Raw genomic sequence first — 16,836 nt, 5'->3', positions numbered from 1 at the left:
AGGCGGGACAGGCAACCGCTCTGGCCGTTCGATCGGCGGATCGGCCGGGCATTCGATCAGTCTCGGTCGCACCCGCGTCTTGTTCTCCCGCGAAGGAGGGAGCCCAGGCCGGGTCCCCGCCTTCGCGGGGAAACATGACTCCGCTTATCAGGTGGCGTGACGTTATGCCCCGTCCGACTTCTAAATCCTCACCCGCCAGGGGGAGGTGGCAGGCACAGCCTGACGGAGGGGGCGGTGAGGGAGAACCGCTGTTCCGTGTCCTCCCCCTCCGTCGCTTTCAGCGCCACCTTCCCCTTGCGAGGGAGGATCGTGGCCGTTGCAGTTACGGCTTCATCGTCGCCGCATCGAGCCTAGTCGTAACAACCAACGCCCGATCCTGCGCATCATGCGCGAGCGCCACCCGGTACGCACCCCCCGCAATCCGCCAGCCGGGCAGCGTCGTGTCGTAATCGGCGACGATGCGCGGTTCGGCGGTCAGCGTGATCCGTCGCGTCTCGCCTGGCTTCAGCGTCACACGCGTAAAGCCCGCGAGCCGCATCGGCGTGGCCGAACCGTCGCGCGCCACGTACATCTGCGGCACGTCCGCGCCTGCCCGCTTGCCCGTGTTGGTGACCTCGAACGTGACGTTCAGCGATCGCCCGCCCGTCACTACCGGGTTGCGATAGGCGAAACTGGTGTAGCTCAGCCCGTGCCCGAACGCGAAGAGCGGACGCTGGCGCTGTTTCTCGTACCAGCGATAGCCGACGTTCGCGCCTTCGACATAGTCGACCGGAAAGCTCTCGAGCTGGAAGGTCGATGCGTTCGCGGGGTTTGCAGCGGCCTGCGCCTCGACCGACGTCAGCCGGTCCAGCCCGACCGGTGCCGCGCGTGGCGCCTGCGATGCCGCGGCGGGGAAGGTGATCGGCAGCCGACCCGATGGAGAAACCTTGCCCGTCAGGATATCGGCGATCGCCTCGCCGCCACGCTGGCCCGGATACCAAGCCTGGAGCACCGCCGGGACCGATCCGATCCACGGCATCAGCACCGGCCCGCCGGTTTCGAGCACCGCGACCGTTCTCGGCTGGACCTTGGCGACCGCGACGATCAGCGCATCCTGGTTATCGGGAAGCGACAAGTCGGGAACGTCCTGCGCCTCGGTCGTCCACTGCGTCGCGAACACGATCGCAATGTCCGCCGCCCGCGCCGCGGCGGCCGCTGCCGCGACGTCCTTACCGTCGGCGAACGTCACGGTCGCACCGGGCAGCACGGCTTGCAACGCCTTCAGCGGCGACGACGCGTGATAGGTATAGCGCGCGAACGACATCGCTGCGCCGGACGTCAGCGGAATCTCGATCGGTGCGCCACCGACCGAGCGGACCTGGCTCGATCCGCCGCCCGACAGCACGCCGACGTCCGCTCGCCCACCGATCAGCACGATGCGCTTGGCGGTTCGCGCCACCGGCAACAGGTCGCCGTCGTTCTTGAGCAGCACGATGCCCGCCTCCGCGGCGCGCTGCGCGACCTCGGCATGCGCGGCATAGGGCGGCACCTGCGCGGTGGCCGGGACCGGGTTGTCGTACGCGCCGGTCTCGATCAGCCCGGTCAGATAGCGCGCGATCATGTCGTCGAGCCGCGCGACTGGTACCGCGCCAGACTGGACCGCAGCCTTCAGCGGCGCGGCGAAATACATCGCCTTGTCGAGCTCCTGCCCCGATTGCTGGTCGAGCCCCGCATTCGCCGCTCTGGCGGTCGAATGCACCGCGCCCCAATCGCTCATCACCCAGCCGCGATAGCCCCAGTCGCGCTTCAGCACGTCGGTCATCAGGTCCCGGTTCTCGCACGCCCAGTCGCCGTTGATCTTGTTATAGGCGCACATCACCGATCCCGGCCGCCCCTTTTCGATCGCGATCTGGAAGGCGAGCAGGTCGCTCATCCGCAAGCTCGCCTCGTCGATCCGCGCGTCGACCACCATCCGCCCGGTCTCCTGCGCGTTGAGCGCGAGATGCTTGACGGTCGACACGATGTGGTTCGACTGCACCCCGGCGATATGCGCGCCAGCCATCTCCCCCGCCAGCAACGGGTCCTCGCCCAGATACTCGAAATTGCGACCGTTCCACGGGTCACGCGTCAAATTCACGCCCCCCGCCAGCAGCACGTTGAACCGCTTGGCGCGCGCCTCCGCGCCGATCATCGTGCCACCCGCACGCGCGATCGCGACGTCGAAACTCGCCGCGGTCGCGAGGCTGGACGGCAGCGCGGTGGCGACGTCGCCCTTGCGCTGTTCGACTTGGTTCGCAACGCCGAGCGACGCATCGCTCTCCCGCACCAGCGGGATGCTAAGCCGCGGAATACCGTCGATATGCCCGGCCGACGGGATCAGTTCATTGGTGGTCTTGCCGGCGGCCATCGGCGGGAACAGCCCGTGCGCCAGCGCGATCTTCTCGTCGAGCGTCATCCGCGCGACGATAGCCTGGGCACGCGCGCGCGCATCGGCACTAGCCGAGATCGTGGTGCCGGGCTTGCTCGCATCCCGAGCATCGACCGCCCCTGCGAGTGCGAGCAGCGATGCCCCCAACAGCATCCCGTAAAACCTGTTCGACATCCTTGCGTCCTTTCCTCATGCGGCGACCGTTCTCGAAGGCGGTCGTCCGGCGGCGTGTTGCGCCATAGCCACTATCAACAGCATATTTTGAGAACGTTCACAACGGTAGCGCTACCGTGCTTGACACCGTTCCATGCAAGGGGAAAGTGAACGTTCACGGGACAGGCGCAGGTCATAGCGTCGTCTACAGGGGAGGATTACCATGCGTAGCTTCGCAGCTCGCTCGCTTTCGCGTTTCATCATCGGCACGTCGGCGCTGGCTCTGGTCGGCACGCCCGGTATCGCCATGGCGCAGGACGCGGCCGCAACCGTCGGCAATCCAGGGCCGTCGGACATCGCGCCACAGGCCGCCCCGACCGACCCCAACGCGACCACCGACGATATCGTCGTGACCGGCATCCGCGCGTCGCTGCGCGAGGCGATCGACATCAAGCGCAACGGCCAGGGCGTGGTCGACGCGATCTCGTCCGAGGACATCGGCAAGTTCCCCGACACCAACCTCGCGGAGTCGCTCCAGCGCATCACTGGCGTGTCGATCGACCGCTCGAACGGCGAAGGCTCGACCGTCACCGTCCGTGGCTTCGGCCCCGAATACAACCTCGTCACGCTCAACGGCCGCCAGATGCCGACCTCGACGCTCGGCGATGGCGCCAGCGCGCCCGCATCGCGCTCGTTCGACTTCGCCAACCTCGCCTCCGAAGGCGTCGCCGCGGTCGAGGTCTACAAGACCGGTCGCGCCGCCATACCGTCGGGCGGCATCGGTTCGAGCATCAACATCCGTACCCCGCGCCCGCTCGACAAGCCGGGCACGCGCGGCAGCATCGCTGCGAAGGGCGTGCTCGACAGCTCGCGCAACGGAAAGGACCAGATCACGCCCGAAGTCTCGGGCATCCTGTCCACCACCTTCGCCGACGACCGCATCGGCGTGCTGTTCAGCGGCGCGTACCAGCGTCGCAAGGCGAGCAACAACTCGGCGAGCGTCGGCTTCCGCGACGGGTTCCTCGGTGCGGAGAACAACTGGGGCACGCTGGCACAGCCCGGCACGCCCGGTGCCGCGAACATCGCCAATCGCCCCGGTCCGACGGACGTCTACGAGATCCCGCAGAGCGCCGCGTACGACGTCATCGACATCGATCGCGAGCGCATCAACGGCCAGCTCGTGTTGCAGGCCAAGCCGACCGACACGCTGACCGCGACGCTCGATTTCACCTATTCGAGCAACAAGGTCGAGGTCCGCGACAGCAGCGTCGGGATCTGGTTCAACTTCGGCGACACGCGCAGCGCGTGGACCGACGGCCCCGCGGCGGGCCCGCTCTTCTATTCGGAGAATTTCGCGCCCGGCAAGGATCTGTCGTACAGCAGCTCGCTGACCGCGAACAAATCCGAGAACAAGTCGATCGGCGGCAATCTCACCTGGGAAGCGCCGGGCAACGTCACGATGTCGCTCGATGCGCATCACTCGACCGCGGTCTCGAAGCCGACCAACGATTACGGCAGCAGCACGTCGATCGGCGGCGCGATCTTCGGCGTCCAGTCGCAGACCGTGAACTTCGAGAAGGACCTGCCGATCATCTCTTACCAGATGTATCCGGGGATCGATCCGCTCAACGCCGCGCTGATCACGCCGACCGGCAACGCGTTCCGCAACGCGTATTTCAAGGACGAGATCAACCAGCTCCAGCTGAAGGGTCATTACGACCACGACGGCGAGTTCCTCGACAGCATCGACTGGGGCTTCTCGTACGTCGACAACAAGGTACGCTCGGCCTACGGCTTCATCCAGAACGAGACCTGGGGCGGCATCGATCCGCGCGGCGCCTCGTTCGGCGCGGCCGCGGTGCCCGACGATTTCTTCAACCTCACCAGCATCCCCGACAAGTTCAAGGGCGTCTCGGGCTCCGGCAATCCGGCGATCCCGCAGTCGATCTACACGTTCAATTTCGAGCAGATGGCCGAATTGCTGCGCTCGCAATACAACATCTGCAGCGCGCCGCAGACCGGCGTCGCCGCGCCCGGCACCTGCCTCGCCAACTACACCAACGATCGCCGGATTCGCGAGCAGACGATCTCGCCGTTCATCCAGTTCAACGGCAAGTTCGACGTGTTCGGCCGACCCGCGCACATCATCGGCGGCGTCCGCTACGACGAGACGCAGGTGAACTCGTCGGCGCTGGTGCCGATCCCGAACGGGACGCGCTGGACCGGCGCGAACGAATTCGCCCTCACCTATGGCGCGAACTCGTTCACGTCGCTGAAGGGCAAGTATCACAACTGGCTGCCCGCGGTCGATTTCGACATCGAACCGGTCCGCAACGTCAAGCTGCGCGCCTCGTACAGCCACACCATCACGCGCGCCGATTACGGCAGCCTTCAGGGTGGCCTGAACATCGACTCCAACCCGCGGATCGGCGGCGGCACGGGCAGCCAGGGCAACCCGAACCTCGTGCCATTCAAATCGAAGAACATCGATCTGTCGGCGGAATGGTATTACGGCGCCGAGAGCTACATCTCAGTCGGATACTTCACCAAGGACGTCGAGAACTTCATCGGCACGACGCAGCTCAACACGCCCGCGTTCAACCTGCGCAATCCGGGCTCCGGCCCGCGCTATCGACAGGCAGTGGCGGCGCTGGGGACGACGGACAATCTGCGCGTCCGCGATTACATCCTGCGCAACTTCCCGGCCTCATCGCAGGTCACGGGCACCAGCGATGCCGGCCTGTTGAACGGCAACATCTTCGGCCTGCCCGAGGACGATCTGTTCAACTTCCAGCTGAGCCAGCCGTTCAACAGCGACCAGACCGCCAACATCAACGGCTGGGAATTCGCGATCCAGCACCGGTTGTGGGAAACCGGCTTCGGCGTCATCCTGAACTACACGATCGTCAACGGCGACGCGAAATACGACAACACGCTCGATCCCAATGTCGGCCAGTTCGCGCTGACCGGGCTCAGCGACAGCGCCAACGCGGTCGGCTATTACGACAAGAACGGCATCCAGGCGCGCGTCGCGTATAACTGGCGCGGCGAGTTCTACGCCGGCGGTGCGTTCGACCCGACCTATGTCGAGGCGTATGGCCAGGTCGATGCGAGCGCGAGCGTCCAGATGACCAAGGGGCTCGCGGTGTTCGCCGAAGCGATCAACCTCACTGGCCAGGGCCGCCGCGGCCACCGCCGCTCGGACAATTTCGTGACGTTCGCGCAACCTGGGTATGCACGCTACTCGGCAGGCCTCCGCTTCAACTTCTGACGCGGGCGTTTGGGACCCCTCCCCCGCAAGGGGGAGGTGGCTGGCTCTTGCCAGACGGGGGGGAGAAAAAGGTGACCTCTGTTCCGTGTCCTCCCTCCGTCGCCTTCGGCGCCCACTGGCGGGGGAGGATTGGAGGGTATGGACGCGCCCCAAACCGCTCCGTCATCCTGACGAAAGTCAGGATCCAGGGTGGCAAACGGGCGTCTTTCGTCACTCCGGGCCCTTACTTTCGTCGGGAGGACGGTCAAGGATGGCGCTCCTGCACCCGACGGAGCAAGCTGGCATGCGGAAACAGGGAAACAGGCAGCAGACGATGGCCAACGAGACCCTTGCCGGAGAAGACCCCGCGATCACCCAAATCGTGATCGTCGGCGGCGGCACCGCAGGCTGGCTGGCCGCCTGCCTGATCGCCGCCCGTGCCGATCGCGACACCGCGCGCCCTCTCACGGTCACGCTGGTCGAGTCCCCCGAGGTCGCGACGATCGGCGTCGGCGAAGGCACATGGCCGACGATGCGCCGCACGCTCGAACGGATCGGCATCACCGAAACCGACTTCCTCCTCGCCTGCGATGCCGCGTTCAAGCAGGGCTCCCGGTTCGACGGCTGGCGCACGGGCGCGGTCGACGACAGCTATCTTCACCCCTTCACCGCCCCCGTCGACGGCGACCCGCGCGATCTCGTCTCGGCGTGGTTGGAGTATGGCGGGCGGTTCGCGGACATGGTCGGCGCGCAGGGCGCGATCTGCCACCACGACCTCGCACCACGCCAGCGGGCAATGCCCGATTACGCCGGCACGCTGAACTATGCCTACCACCTCGACGCTGGCAAGCTCGCCTCGCTGCTGACGCGCCACGCGACCGAGCGGCTCGGCGTGCGTCACGTCCGCGACCACGTCGTCGGCATCGACGGCACCGAGGACGGCGACATCGCCGCGGTCCGCACGCGCGCGTCGGGCGCCATCGCGGGCGATCTCTTCCTGGACTGCACCGGCCACGCCGCGCTGCTGATCGGCGACCATTACGGCATCGCCACGATCGACCGCGGCCGCGAACTGTTCAACGACCGCGCGCTCGCCGTGCAGGTGCCCGTCGCGGCCGGCAGCCCGATCGCCTCGCAGACCAACGCCACCGCACACGCCGCCGGCTGGATCTGGGACATCGGTCTGCCCACCCGGCGCGGCATCGGCTGCGTCTATTCGTCCGCGCATCTGAGCGACGATGCCGCGGCGGACACGCTTACGCGCCATATCCGCGCCACCGCGCCGGACGCGCCGTTGCCGACGTTCCGCCAGCTCAAGTTCCAGTCGCGCCACCGCGCGAAATTCTGGGACCGCAACTGCGTCGCAGTCGGGCTGTCCGCCGGGTTCCTGGAGCCGCTCGAAGCCTCGGCGATCGTGCTGATCGAACTATCGCTCGACGCGCTGCTGGACAATTTTCCCAGCCACCGCGGCGTGATGGACATCCACGCGGCCCGATTCAACGCGCTGTTCCGCTATCGCTGGGACCGAATCGTCGAGTTCCTCAAGCTGCATTATGTGCTCAGCGAACGCGACGGACCCTATTGGCGCGATCACCGCGACGCCGCCTCGATCCCCCCGCGCCTCGTCGAGCTGCTGGCGCTGTGGCGGCATCAACCACCGTCGCGCGCCGATTTCCCGATGATCGACGAGATCTTCCCCGCCGCGAGCTATCAATACGTCCTGTACGGCATGGGCTTCCCCGTGCCGACGCGCGGCGCGATCGCCACCGCGGATCGATCGCGGACGGAAGCCTTGCTGGCGCAGGTCGATCAGCGCAGGCGTATGCTCGCTGCTGGACTGCCGACCAACCGCGCCTATCTGGATGCCCTGCGGCATGCGACCGCCCCTGCGATGGAATTGCCTGCGATGGAACCTATAGCCTGATGCCCGACCACGTCATCCTCACCGCCGAAGCCCACCGCGACCTGCGCATCCGCACCGAGCGCACGCCCGCGCTAGGCGATGCGGTGATGACCTGCATCACCGTCCCCAGCGAGTTCCGCCGCGTCCAGACGCACTATCCGATCCTGTTCCAGCTCGACCAGACGCGCGACAGCTTTACCGCGCTAGCAATGTTCGGGTTCGAGCCCGGCGAGAACCTGTTCCTGGGCGACGCAGGATGGGACGCGCGCTATCGCCCGCTCGCGATCGACAGCCAGCCGTTCCTCGTGGGGCGCGGCGCGGGCGACGTCCGCCAGGTTCATATCGACATGGCCAGCCCCCGCATCGGCACAAGTGAAGGCACACGCGTATTCGACGATACCGGGCGGCCGACGCCGTATCTCGAACGGATCGCCGATCAGCTCCGCGCGCTCGACACCGACTATGTCGCGTCCGCCGACTTCTTCGCCGCGTTGCGCCGCTACGAGCTGCTCGAACCGCTGACCATGGACGTCACGCTAGACGATGGCGCGAAGAACAGGCTGGTCGGCTATCACGTCATCGACGAAGATCGGCTGGTCGCGCTCGACGATGCCGCGGTCGCCGACCTCCACGCCGCCGGGCACCTGATGCCGATCTTCATGGCGCTCGCGTCACTCGGCAACATCGGCGACCTGATCGCGCGAAAGAACCGGCGGATGACGCGTGGCTGACGCCGATCCCGGTATCTTCGCGACCATGCCGCGTATCCGCGAGATCGAGGTCAGCGATGCGGCGAGCCTCGACGCGTATCTGCGCGAGGCGACCACGCCGTTCATCGTGCGCGGATTGATCGCGGATTGGCCGATGGTGCGCGCGGGACTGCAATCGTCGCGAGCAGCACGCGACTATATCCAGCGCCACGCCCGCGACCAGCCCTTCGCGGTCTCCGTCGCGATGCCCGACAGCGGCGGCCGGCTGTTCTACGATGCCGCGCACGCGATGAACTTCCAGATGCTGCGCGCGAAATTGCCCGAGATCTTCGCACGGATCGACGCCAACGAAGGCGCGGCCGACGCGCATGCCATCTATCTCGCCTCGATCGACCTGCACCAGTTCTTCGCCGGGCTGCACGAGGCGAACCATGTCGACCTCGGCGACCGGACGCCGCTCGCCAGCATCTGGATGGGCACCCGCACGCGGATCGCGGCGCACAACGATGTCCCCGACAACCTCGCCTGCGTCGCGGTCGGGCGACGCCGCTTCACGGTCTTCCCGCGCGACCAGTTCCCCAATCTCTACCTCGGCCCCGTCGACAACACGCCGGCCGGGCGCGCGGTCAGCATGGTCGATTTCCACGATCCGGACTTCGCCGCGCATCCGCGCTTCCGCGAGGCGCTGACGCACGGCCAGGTCGCCGAGCTGAAGGCGGGCGACGCGCTCTACATCCCGGCGATGTGGTGGCATCATGTCGAGGGGCTGTCCGACTTCAACGTGCTGGTGAATTACTGGTGGCGCGAGACGCCGCGGTGGCTAGGCCAGCCGCAGGATGCGCTCAACCACGCGATGCTGGCGATCCGCGACCTCCCCGCGGATGAGAAGGCGCATTGGCGCGAGATGTTCGACCAGTATGTCTTCGCCAACGGTCCCGACGTCACGGACCACATTCCCGAGGCGGCGCGTGGCGTGCTCGCGCCGCTCACCGCCGACACCGCGGGTCGCCTCCGCGCCTTCCTCCTGAGAGCCCTCAGCCGATGACCGAACACCCTATACGCCGCGTCGTGATCGCGGGCGGCGGTACCGCAGGCTGGATGGCAGCCGCCGCGATCGCGCGCACGATGGGCAGCACGATCGAGCTTACCCTGATCGAATCCGATGCGATCGGGACGATCGGCGTGGGGGAATCGACGATCCCGCCGATGATCACCTTCAACCGCCTGCTCGGGATCAACGAAGCCGAGTTCATGCGCGAGACGCAGGCGACGTTCAAACTCGGCATCCTGTTCGACGACTGGAAGGATCGCGGCGAGCGCTATTTCCACTCGTTCGGGATCACCGGCAAGGATCACTGGTCAGCGGGCTTCCAGCATTTCTGGCTGCACGGCCTGACCAAGGGTCACGCGCAACCCTACGATGATTACTGCCTTGAGTTGCGCGCGGCGTTGCAGGGCAAGTTCGCGCATCTGCCCGACGACCGGATGAACTATGCGTACCAGCTCGATTCGACGCGCTACGCCAAGTTCCTCCGAAAGATGGCAGAGGCCGACGGCACGCGCCGCCTCGAAGGCAGGATCGCGCAGGTCGAGCTGAACGGCGAGAGCGGCGACATCGCCGCGCTGGTGCTCGAGTCCGGCGCGCGGATCGAGGGCGACCTGTTCCTCGACTGCACGGGGTTTCGCGCGTTGCTGATCGAGGGCGCGCTGCACGCCGGGTTCGACGACTGGACGCATTACCTGCCGTGCGAATCCGCGATCGCGATCCAGACCGAGAGCGTGCGGCCTGCCTTGCCCTATACGCGGGCGATGGCGCATGATGCGGGCTGGCAGTGGCGCATCCCGCTCCAGCATCGCACCGGCAATGGCATCGTCTATTGCAGCCGCTATCTCGACCGCGACGCCGCGCTCGACCGGCTGCTCGGCAATATCGAAGGCAAGACGCTGACCGAGCCGAACGTGATCCGTTTCGTGACCGGCGCGCGGCGGCAGCAATGGCACCGCAACTGCATCGCGATCGGCCTGTCGGGCGGGTTCATGGAGCCGCTGGAATCGACCAGCATCCACCTGATCCAGCGTGCGGTACTGCGGTTGCTGCGGCTGTTCCCGTCGGGAGCGGTGAGCCCCCGCGACGTCGCCGAATTTAACGACCAGCAGCATACCGACATGCTGCAGATCCGCGATTTCCTGATCCTGCATTACAAGGCGACCAACCGTCGCGACAGCGCGTTCTGGCGGCAATGCGCGGCGATGCCGATCCCCGCCTCGCTCGAACAGAAGATCGAACTGTTCCGCGAGACGGGCCGCGTGTTCCGCAAGAACGAAGAACTGTTCGCGGAGAACAGCTGGGTGCAGGTGATGCTCGGCCAGGGTATCGTCCCGCGGAGCTATCACCCGATCGCGACCAAGCTGCGCGACGACGAACTGGCGCGGCTGCTCGGCGGCTTGCGCGACGGCACCAACGCGACCGTCGCGGGGTTGCCCGAGCATGCCGAGTACGTCGCGCGCTACTGCGGCACCGCACCCGCCCCTGCCGTCGCTGCCTGAACCAACGACGATGGCACGGCGACGTCAGGCAGTAACGATCAAGCACGTCGCGGCGGATGCAGGCGTTTCGCTGCAGACCGTCAGCCGCGTGGTAAACAAGGAATCGGGTGTCCGGCCCGAGATGATGCAACGCGTCCAGGCATCGATTGACAAGCTCGGCTACGTCCCGTCGATCGCCGCGCAACGCATGGGCGGATCGCGTTCGTACCTGATCCTCGCGCTGAACGATCGCGAGCGGACGATCGCGGACTGGCGCGCGCGGCAGGGCACCGACTGGTTCGACCAGATGATGCTCGGCGGGATGCTGACCTGCGCCGAGCACGGCTATCGCCTGATCGTCGAACTGGTCGACACGCATAGCGATCATATCGAGCGCGAATTGATGGCCGCGATCGCCGCACTGCAACCCGACGGCGTGATCCTGACGCCGCCGCATTCGGGCAATCCGCTGATCATCGACCTGCTCGAGACGCAGGGTATCAGCTTCGCGCGGATTGGCTCACTGACCGAAGGGCCCGGCATCCGGCTGATCATGGACGACACGCGCGCCGCCCGGATCGCGACCGAGCATCTGGTCGAACTCGGCCATCGCCGGATCGGCTTCATCGCCGGCCCCGACGAGTATGAACTGAGCGGATGGCGCGTCGACGGCTGGCGCGCGGGGATGCTCGCGGCGGGCCTCCCGACCGATGGACTGATGACGCAAGGCGACTTCAGCCATGCCTCCGGCCGCGCCGCGGCGCAGGCGCTGCTGGCGCTATCCGAGCCGCCGACTGCGATCATCGCGAGCAACGATCAGATGACGCTGGCAACGCTCGAACTGACGCGCGAACGGGGTTTGGCGGTTCCGGCCGATCTCTCGCTGATCAGCTTCGACGACACCCCGATCATCCGCCTGGCGCATCCGCCGCTGACCGCCATCGTCCAGCCGATCGCCGAAGTCACCGCGCAGGCCGTCAAGCTCGTCATCGCCGATCACGTCAACGGCTCCACGATCACGACCCCGGTGACGGTATCCGCGTCGATGACGATCCGCGACTCCACCGCACCGTGCTGCAGCCCGAGCCGGAACCTCTCCGATTGAAGCCGTTGCTTAGACGTGATGGCCGTTAGCCCCAGCGATGCTGATTTCCTCGGTCACCACCTATTTTGACGCATTGGATGATAGGCCACTGGTGAACGGATCCTCGCGGAAAGAACGGCAACTGACCGTCGATTGCTGTCCGTAAGCGACAGGCCGGCATCCACCAGTGTTCCACGTTGGGGGAAAATTGCGGTTGAGCGCTTATTGCTCTTCGCCGGCGTGGCGCTTTTAGCGACCCGTTGGTAGCTCCCTGAGACCGCTCATATCGTTGCGTCGGCAGATTGCCGGAAAGATCCGCCTAGGATTTCGCGATGAGCTGGGAAAGCCGTGCTTGGCGCGCTGCGGCATCGAACCACGAACAAGATTGTCGTGTTCATTCAATTCCTTACGCGACTCCCCACGCCGCGGCCGCACACACAAGCTTGGCTTCGGGCAGCCATGTGGCGCTCACCGCCGGGCCATAGGATGGCCCTCGATGTCACATCGCCCGTGCAAATTTCGACGGCCCGCCAAACCGTAGCCTTTTGCACGTTGTTCGGCGCTGCCGCCGCACAACCACGAGGAGCACAAATTACAGTATGTTGCAGATTTGCAACTTAGGTTGGAACTTCGCAACAAATCCGGGTGCCGGAACTGTCTTTCTATTGCAGCCCACCGCTTTTTCCGGGAGGTACCGACTGGTTAATAAGGGGGCTTACGACCATGATGAACCGAACCTTGCTGCGTGCGGGCATATGCCTGCCGGCGATGCTTTTCGCCGCGGCCTCCGCCCATGCGCAGGCAGTCGACGTTGGTCCCACCGCGGCCGCGAGCGCTGCGAGTAACGAGGCCGCGGACACGCCCGACGACATCATCGTCACCGGGTCGCGCATCCGTCAGAGCCCGCTCGAACAGCGCTCCCCTGTCGTCACGCTCGATTCCGCAGCGCTTGCGCAGACCGGCCTGACCTCGGTGGCGGATATCCTTCAGCGCCTCCCCAGCGCTGCCGGTGGGTTGAACACCAAGGCGAACAATTCGGGTAACATCGGCAACCCGCAGGATGGCGGCGGTGTCGGTGCTGGCTCGGCCGAGATCGACCTGCGCTACCTGCTGGCCAAGCGGACGCTCGTGCTGGTCGACGGGCTTCGCTACGTCAATGGTGCGTCGGCGAGCGGGATTCCCGGCACGGTCGATCTGAACACCATTCCCAACAGTTCGATCGAGCGGATCGAGGTTCTGCAATCGGGCCAGTCGCCGCTGTACGGTTCAGATGCCATTGCCGGCGTCGTCAACATCATCACCAAGGCCAGCCAGAAGGGGCTGCGCATGTCCGGCCAGTTCGGTACGTACCGCGCAGGCGATGGCCATTCCTACAACGGCGACATCAGCTACGGCGTGAAGGGCCCCAACACATCGCTCGTCTTCGGCGGCAGCTATGTAAAGGAAGGCAGCGTGCGCACGAGTGATCGGGCCGGGTCGCAATTCCCCAATCCCGGGCAGACGACCTGCCTCGATCCTCGCGGTGGTTGCTCGGGCGCGGCCCTGGGCGGTCGCATCGTCTTCAACGCCGGCAACGCCATCCGTCCGCAAGGCGGCACGCTCACGGTTCGCCAGAACGGCCTGACCAGCCGCGGAGTCTACGATCCCACGCTCGCTGGCGGCGATTTTCGCGCGTTCACCGCCGCGGACCGGTTCAACTTCGCACCGTTCAACTATTACCTGACGCCGTCCGAACGCTACGGTGCGTTCGTCAGCTTCAAGGGTGACCTCGGCTCGGGTATCAACCTGCGGGTCAAGACAGTGTACAATCACCGCAATTCGCAGAACCAGGCCGCCTTCCTGCCCCTGAACGTCGGCCCCGATGCGGGGACCGGTACGCTCACCGATCGGATCTCGATCGACGCGACCAACCCGTTCAACCCCTTTGGCGTTACCTTGTCGGCTGGTGGCCCGGGCCAGCCCCCGGCGAACTATGCGTTGGTCGGACGCCGCCTCGTCGAGGGCGGGCAGCGCACCTATAACCAGAGCGTCGATACGATGTCGGTCACCGCGACGCTGGACGGCAAGTTCCAGGTCGGCGGGAAGACGTTCTACTGGGACGTGAACGCGGTCCAGGGCTTCAACGACGCCAAGCAGGTGTTCACGGGCAACATCAACACGCAGCGGCTCGCGCAGGCGCTTGGTCCTCTCGCGCAGTGCACGGGTGAGTGCGTGCCGTTCAACATCTTCGGCGGCGCAGGCTCGATCACGCCGCAGATGCTGGCCTTTGTCGGCTTTACCGAGCGCGCCAAGAGCAGCCAGGAACTGCGCGACTACACCGCCAACCTCACGGGTGAACTGTTCGACCTCCCCGCCGGTCCGGTCGGCTTCGCGGTCGGCTACGAACATCGCTACCAGAAGGGATCGTTCACCCCGGACGCGTTGATCCAGGCCGGTTTCGGCGCCGACATTCCCGCGCAGGCGGCCAGCGGCGCGTTCAACTCGGACGAGGTCTACGGCGAAATCCGCGTTCCGCTGCTGAAGGACGTGCCGTTCTTCAGTTCGCTCGAAGCCTCGGGCGCGGTCCGCCATGTGAACTATTCGATCAGCGGCAGTAACACGACCTATACCGGCACGGGTCTCTGGAAGCCGATCCCGGACCTGCTGCTCCGTGCATCCTATGCCGAAGGGTTCCGTGCACCCAGCATCGGCGAGCTGTTCGGCGCGCAGTCGCGGTCCGATATCGGCATCCCCGATCCCTGCAGCAACATTGCCGGCTCCCGCTATCAGGCGTCCGCCACGGTGCGGGCCAACTGCGCGGCCAACGGCGTTCCGACGAACGGCAGCTATCAGGAGCCGATCGGCCAGCTCGGCGTGACGACGGGCGGCAACCAGGCGCTGGCGCCGGAAACCTCGAAGACCTGGCTGTTCGGCGGCGTGCTCAGCCCGGCGTTCATGCGGACAAGCGGCCTTGCCAGCCAGTTCACGCTGGAAGCCAATTATTACGACATCAAGGTATCGGGCGCGATCGCCTCGACCAACCCGCAGGTGACGTTGGCGCGGTGCTCCGAGGCGGGTGACGCGCTGAGCTGCTCGAACGTGGTGCGCAGCAGCAGCGGCCGCATTTCGAGCATCGTCGGCTTGCTGCAGAACATCGGGGAGATCCGCACGCGCGGCATCGACCTGACGCTCAACTATCGCTCGCCGCAGACCGGCGTGGGCATCTTCGGCCTGTCGTTGAACGGCAATCATCTCATGAAGTACAGCGAGACGACGCCGACCTCGACCGGGTTCAGCGCGATCAGCTATCGCGGCACGACCCGCGGCTCACCCGACCAGTCCTACCCCAAGTTCAAGGGAACGGGCGTCGTCAGCTGGAGCATCGCCGATGTCGAAGCATCGTTCACCGGCCGCTACATCAACCATGTCCGCGAGAATACGGGCGCCCGTCTGGACAACACCTTCTACGGTGACGTGCAGCTGACCTTCTCGCCGGCCTTCCTGGACAGGAAGTTCGATTTCACGGCAGGCGTGCGCAACGTCTTCAACCAGGATCCGCCGGCGTGCACGACCTGCACCGGTCCGAACTATGATCCGACGACCTACGACGTGCCGGGGCAGTTCGGCTATCTGCGCCTCTCGTACCGGATGTAACGCGGCCATCCGATCGCTTGGGTGACCTTCGTTTGCCCTGACCGCACCCCGAGGAACGACGTCGTTCCTCGGGGTATCAACGACCGACAGCCTTCCGACACCGTCACGTGAGCATTCCGAGACCATGGACGATGGCCCTGGTCACGGCGAGCACGGTGCCTAGAATTTGCGCGGCTCGTGACCGATCACGTCGCACGAACCGCGAAAGCCATAGCTGGCGGTTCCCTGCACGGTGATCCGGCCGGTGCGCCGGTCGATCACTATACGCGGCTTGTTGAGGCCATTCAGGCGGTAGCGAGCGCGGATGACATCGGGACCGGCGACGACGTCGTAGAGGTCCCACCAGCCACTGTTGCCGCGCGAATTGATCGGCGGGATCAGCGACCGTGGCAGACGAATGCGGCCGCCGCCGTCCCAGGTCTGCACCATCAGCGACGCGTCGAAGACTTCGCGGGTGGTCTGATTATAGGTGCCGTATTCGTAACGGTCGCGGTCGCGGTTCCAGGTCCATGTGGTACCGCTCGCGATGCCGCTTTTCGATCCGTCACCGAAGCAGACCAAGCCGAGCCCGACCTCGCGACCGTCGACCACGGGGCCGCCAGCGGGAGAGCCCGGTTGGTTGTCGTCAGGCCGATACGGTGGACGCGAAGAGCCCGTCGCCGGCTTGAGCGTAGCAGGCTTGCGGCAGTCGGGCGGGGTCGTCGCCTGGATCGAGTCGTAGCGCCCTTCCATCGTCGCGATCGTCACGCACTGGCGACGACTGGCGTTCCACCAATAGGCGTAGCTGCGATCGTCGCCCTTCTCGGCCCGGATGCTGGTGTAGCCACGACGCTGAAGCTCCGCCTCCGCCTGACCGGCACGCGCCCCCACCATGTCCTCAAGGCCGGTGGACTGCGCCGCGGCGATCGCCGGCGCGAAGGTCGAGAGCAGAAGCGACACGGTGAGCGCAGTCGAGCTTTTGATGGCCGGCACGTGAGTTCCCCCTGTTCGTCCCGCTCCGTTGTCCGGCGGCACGCACACATTTTACGGTCGCGGCAGGACTGCGTCCATAACCGTGATTGGTTCACCACAGTGCGATCCGACGCTCCGCGCGTCGTTCCAGTCAGCCGCGGCGAGGTACGTCACGTCCCGCCGGCTCACGTTGCACATCGTGTATCGCGCAGGACGTCC

Annotated in this window: 9 protein-coding genes; 7 read left to right on the top strand and 2 right to left on the bottom strand. The window is 65.9% G+C overall.

From position 1 onward, the window contains the following. Window positions 1–322 precede the first annotated feature (322 nt). Entirely contained in the window at window positions 323–2,581 is a 2,259-nt protein-coding gene (locus C8J45_RS07470) for a beta-glucosidase (RefSeq protein ID WP_107962663.1), read from the bottom strand. 202 nt (window positions 2,582–2,783) lie between these two features. On the opposite strand from C8J45_RS07470, the gene C8J45_RS07465 reads away from it, so the two are divergent. The 7 genes from C8J45_RS07465 (at window position 2,784) to C8J45_RS07435 (ending at window position 15,666) form a co-directional block, all read left to right on the top strand. Beyond that, entirely contained in the window at window positions 2,784–5,831 is a 3,048-nt protein-coding gene (locus C8J45_RS07465; RefSeq protein WP_107962662.1) for a TonB-dependent receptor, read from the top strand. Between the two features lie 313 nt (window positions 5,832–6,144). Next, on the top strand, window positions 6,145–7,734 hold the full coding sequence (locus tag C8J45_RS07460) for a tryptophan halogenase family protein (RefSeq protein WP_107962975.1): 1,590 nt from the start codon (window positions 6,145–6,147) through the stop codon (window positions 7,732–7,734). Continuing rightward, entirely contained in the window at window positions 7,734–8,444 is a 711-nt protein-coding gene (locus C8J45_RS07455) for a SapC family protein (protein ID WP_107962661.1), read from the top strand. The genes C8J45_RS07460 and C8J45_RS07455 overlap by 1 nt, the downstream gene beginning before the upstream one ends. Continuing rightward, window positions 8,437–9,468, top strand: a complete 1,032-nt coding sequence (locus C8J45_RS07450; RefSeq protein WP_107962660.1) for a cupin-like domain-containing protein — start codon at window positions 8,437–8,439, stop codon at window positions 9,466–9,468. The genes C8J45_RS07455 and C8J45_RS07450 overlap by 8 nt, the downstream gene beginning before the upstream one ends. Continuing rightward, the gene (locus C8J45_RS07445) at window positions 9,465–10,970 is read left to right on the top strand and encodes a tryptophan halogenase family protein (RefSeq protein ID WP_107962659.1); all 1,506 of its coding nucleotides are present in this window, start codon (window positions 9,465–9,467) and stop codon (window positions 10,968–10,970) included. Before C8J45_RS07450 ends, C8J45_RS07445 begins: the two co-directional genes overlap by 4 nt. 10 nt (window positions 10,971–10,980) lie before the next feature. After that, window positions 10,981–12,054, top strand: a complete 1,074-nt coding sequence (locus tag C8J45_RS07440) for a LacI family DNA-binding transcriptional regulator (RefSeq protein ID WP_107962658.1) — start codon at window positions 10,981–10,983, stop codon at window positions 12,052–12,054. Window positions 12,055–12,756: 702 nt separating this feature from the next. Further along, window positions 12,757–15,666: a TonB-dependent receptor domain-containing protein gene (locus tag C8J45_RS07435; protein ID WP_107962657.1), complete on the top strand. Its 2,910-nt coding sequence runs from the start codon at window positions 12,757–12,759 to the stop codon at window positions 15,664–15,666. Window positions 15,667–15,825: 159 nt separating this feature from the next. On the opposite strand, the gene C8J45_RS07430 is transcribed toward C8J45_RS07435, so the two are convergent. Further along, the gene (locus C8J45_RS07430; RefSeq protein WP_258191357.1) at window positions 15,826–16,638 is read right to left on the bottom strand and encodes a hypothetical protein; all 813 of its coding nucleotides are present in this window, start codon (window positions 16,636–16,638) and stop codon (window positions 15,826–15,828) included. Between the last annotated feature and the right edge of the window lie 198 nt (window positions 16,639–16,836).

This window comes from Sphingomonas sp. PP-CE-3G-477 (assembly GCF_003050745.1).
GTDB lineage: Bacteria > Pseudomonadota > Alphaproteobacteria > Sphingomonadales > Sphingomonadaceae > Sphingomonas.
The sequence above is the reverse complement of the archived record's forward strand: the minus strand, read 5'-3'. Positions and strand labels throughout refer to the sequence as shown.

What these genes read in the sequence shown, in the direction of transcription:
- C8J45_RS07470 (WP_107962663.1), bottom strand. Translation starts at nt 2,581, where the DNA reads ATGTCGAACAGGTTTTACGGGATGCTGTTGGGGGCATCGCTGCTCGCA.
- C8J45_RS07465 (WP_107962662.1), top strand. Translation starts at nt 2,784, where the DNA reads ATGCGTAGCTTCGCAGCTCGCTCGCTTTCGCGTTTCATCATCGGCACG.
- C8J45_RS07460 (WP_107962975.1), top strand. Translation starts at nt 6,145, where the DNA reads ATGGCCAACGAGACCCTTGCCGGAGAAGACCCCGCGATCACCCAAATC.
- C8J45_RS07455 (WP_107962661.1), top strand. Translation starts at nt 7,734, where the DNA reads ATGCCCGACCACGTCATCCTCACCGCCGAAGCCCACCGCGACCTGCGC.
- C8J45_RS07445 (WP_107962659.1), top strand. Translation starts at nt 9,465, where the DNA reads ATGACCGAACACCCTATACGCCGCGTCGTGATCGCGGGCGGCGGTACC.
- C8J45_RS07440 (WP_107962658.1), top strand. Translation starts at nt 10,981, where the DNA reads ATGGCACGGCGACGTCAGGCAGTAACGATCAAGCACGTCGCGGCGGAT.
- C8J45_RS07435 (WP_107962657.1), top strand. Translation starts at nt 12,757, where the DNA reads ATGATGAACCGAACCTTGCTGCGTGCGGGCATATGCCTGCCGGCGATG.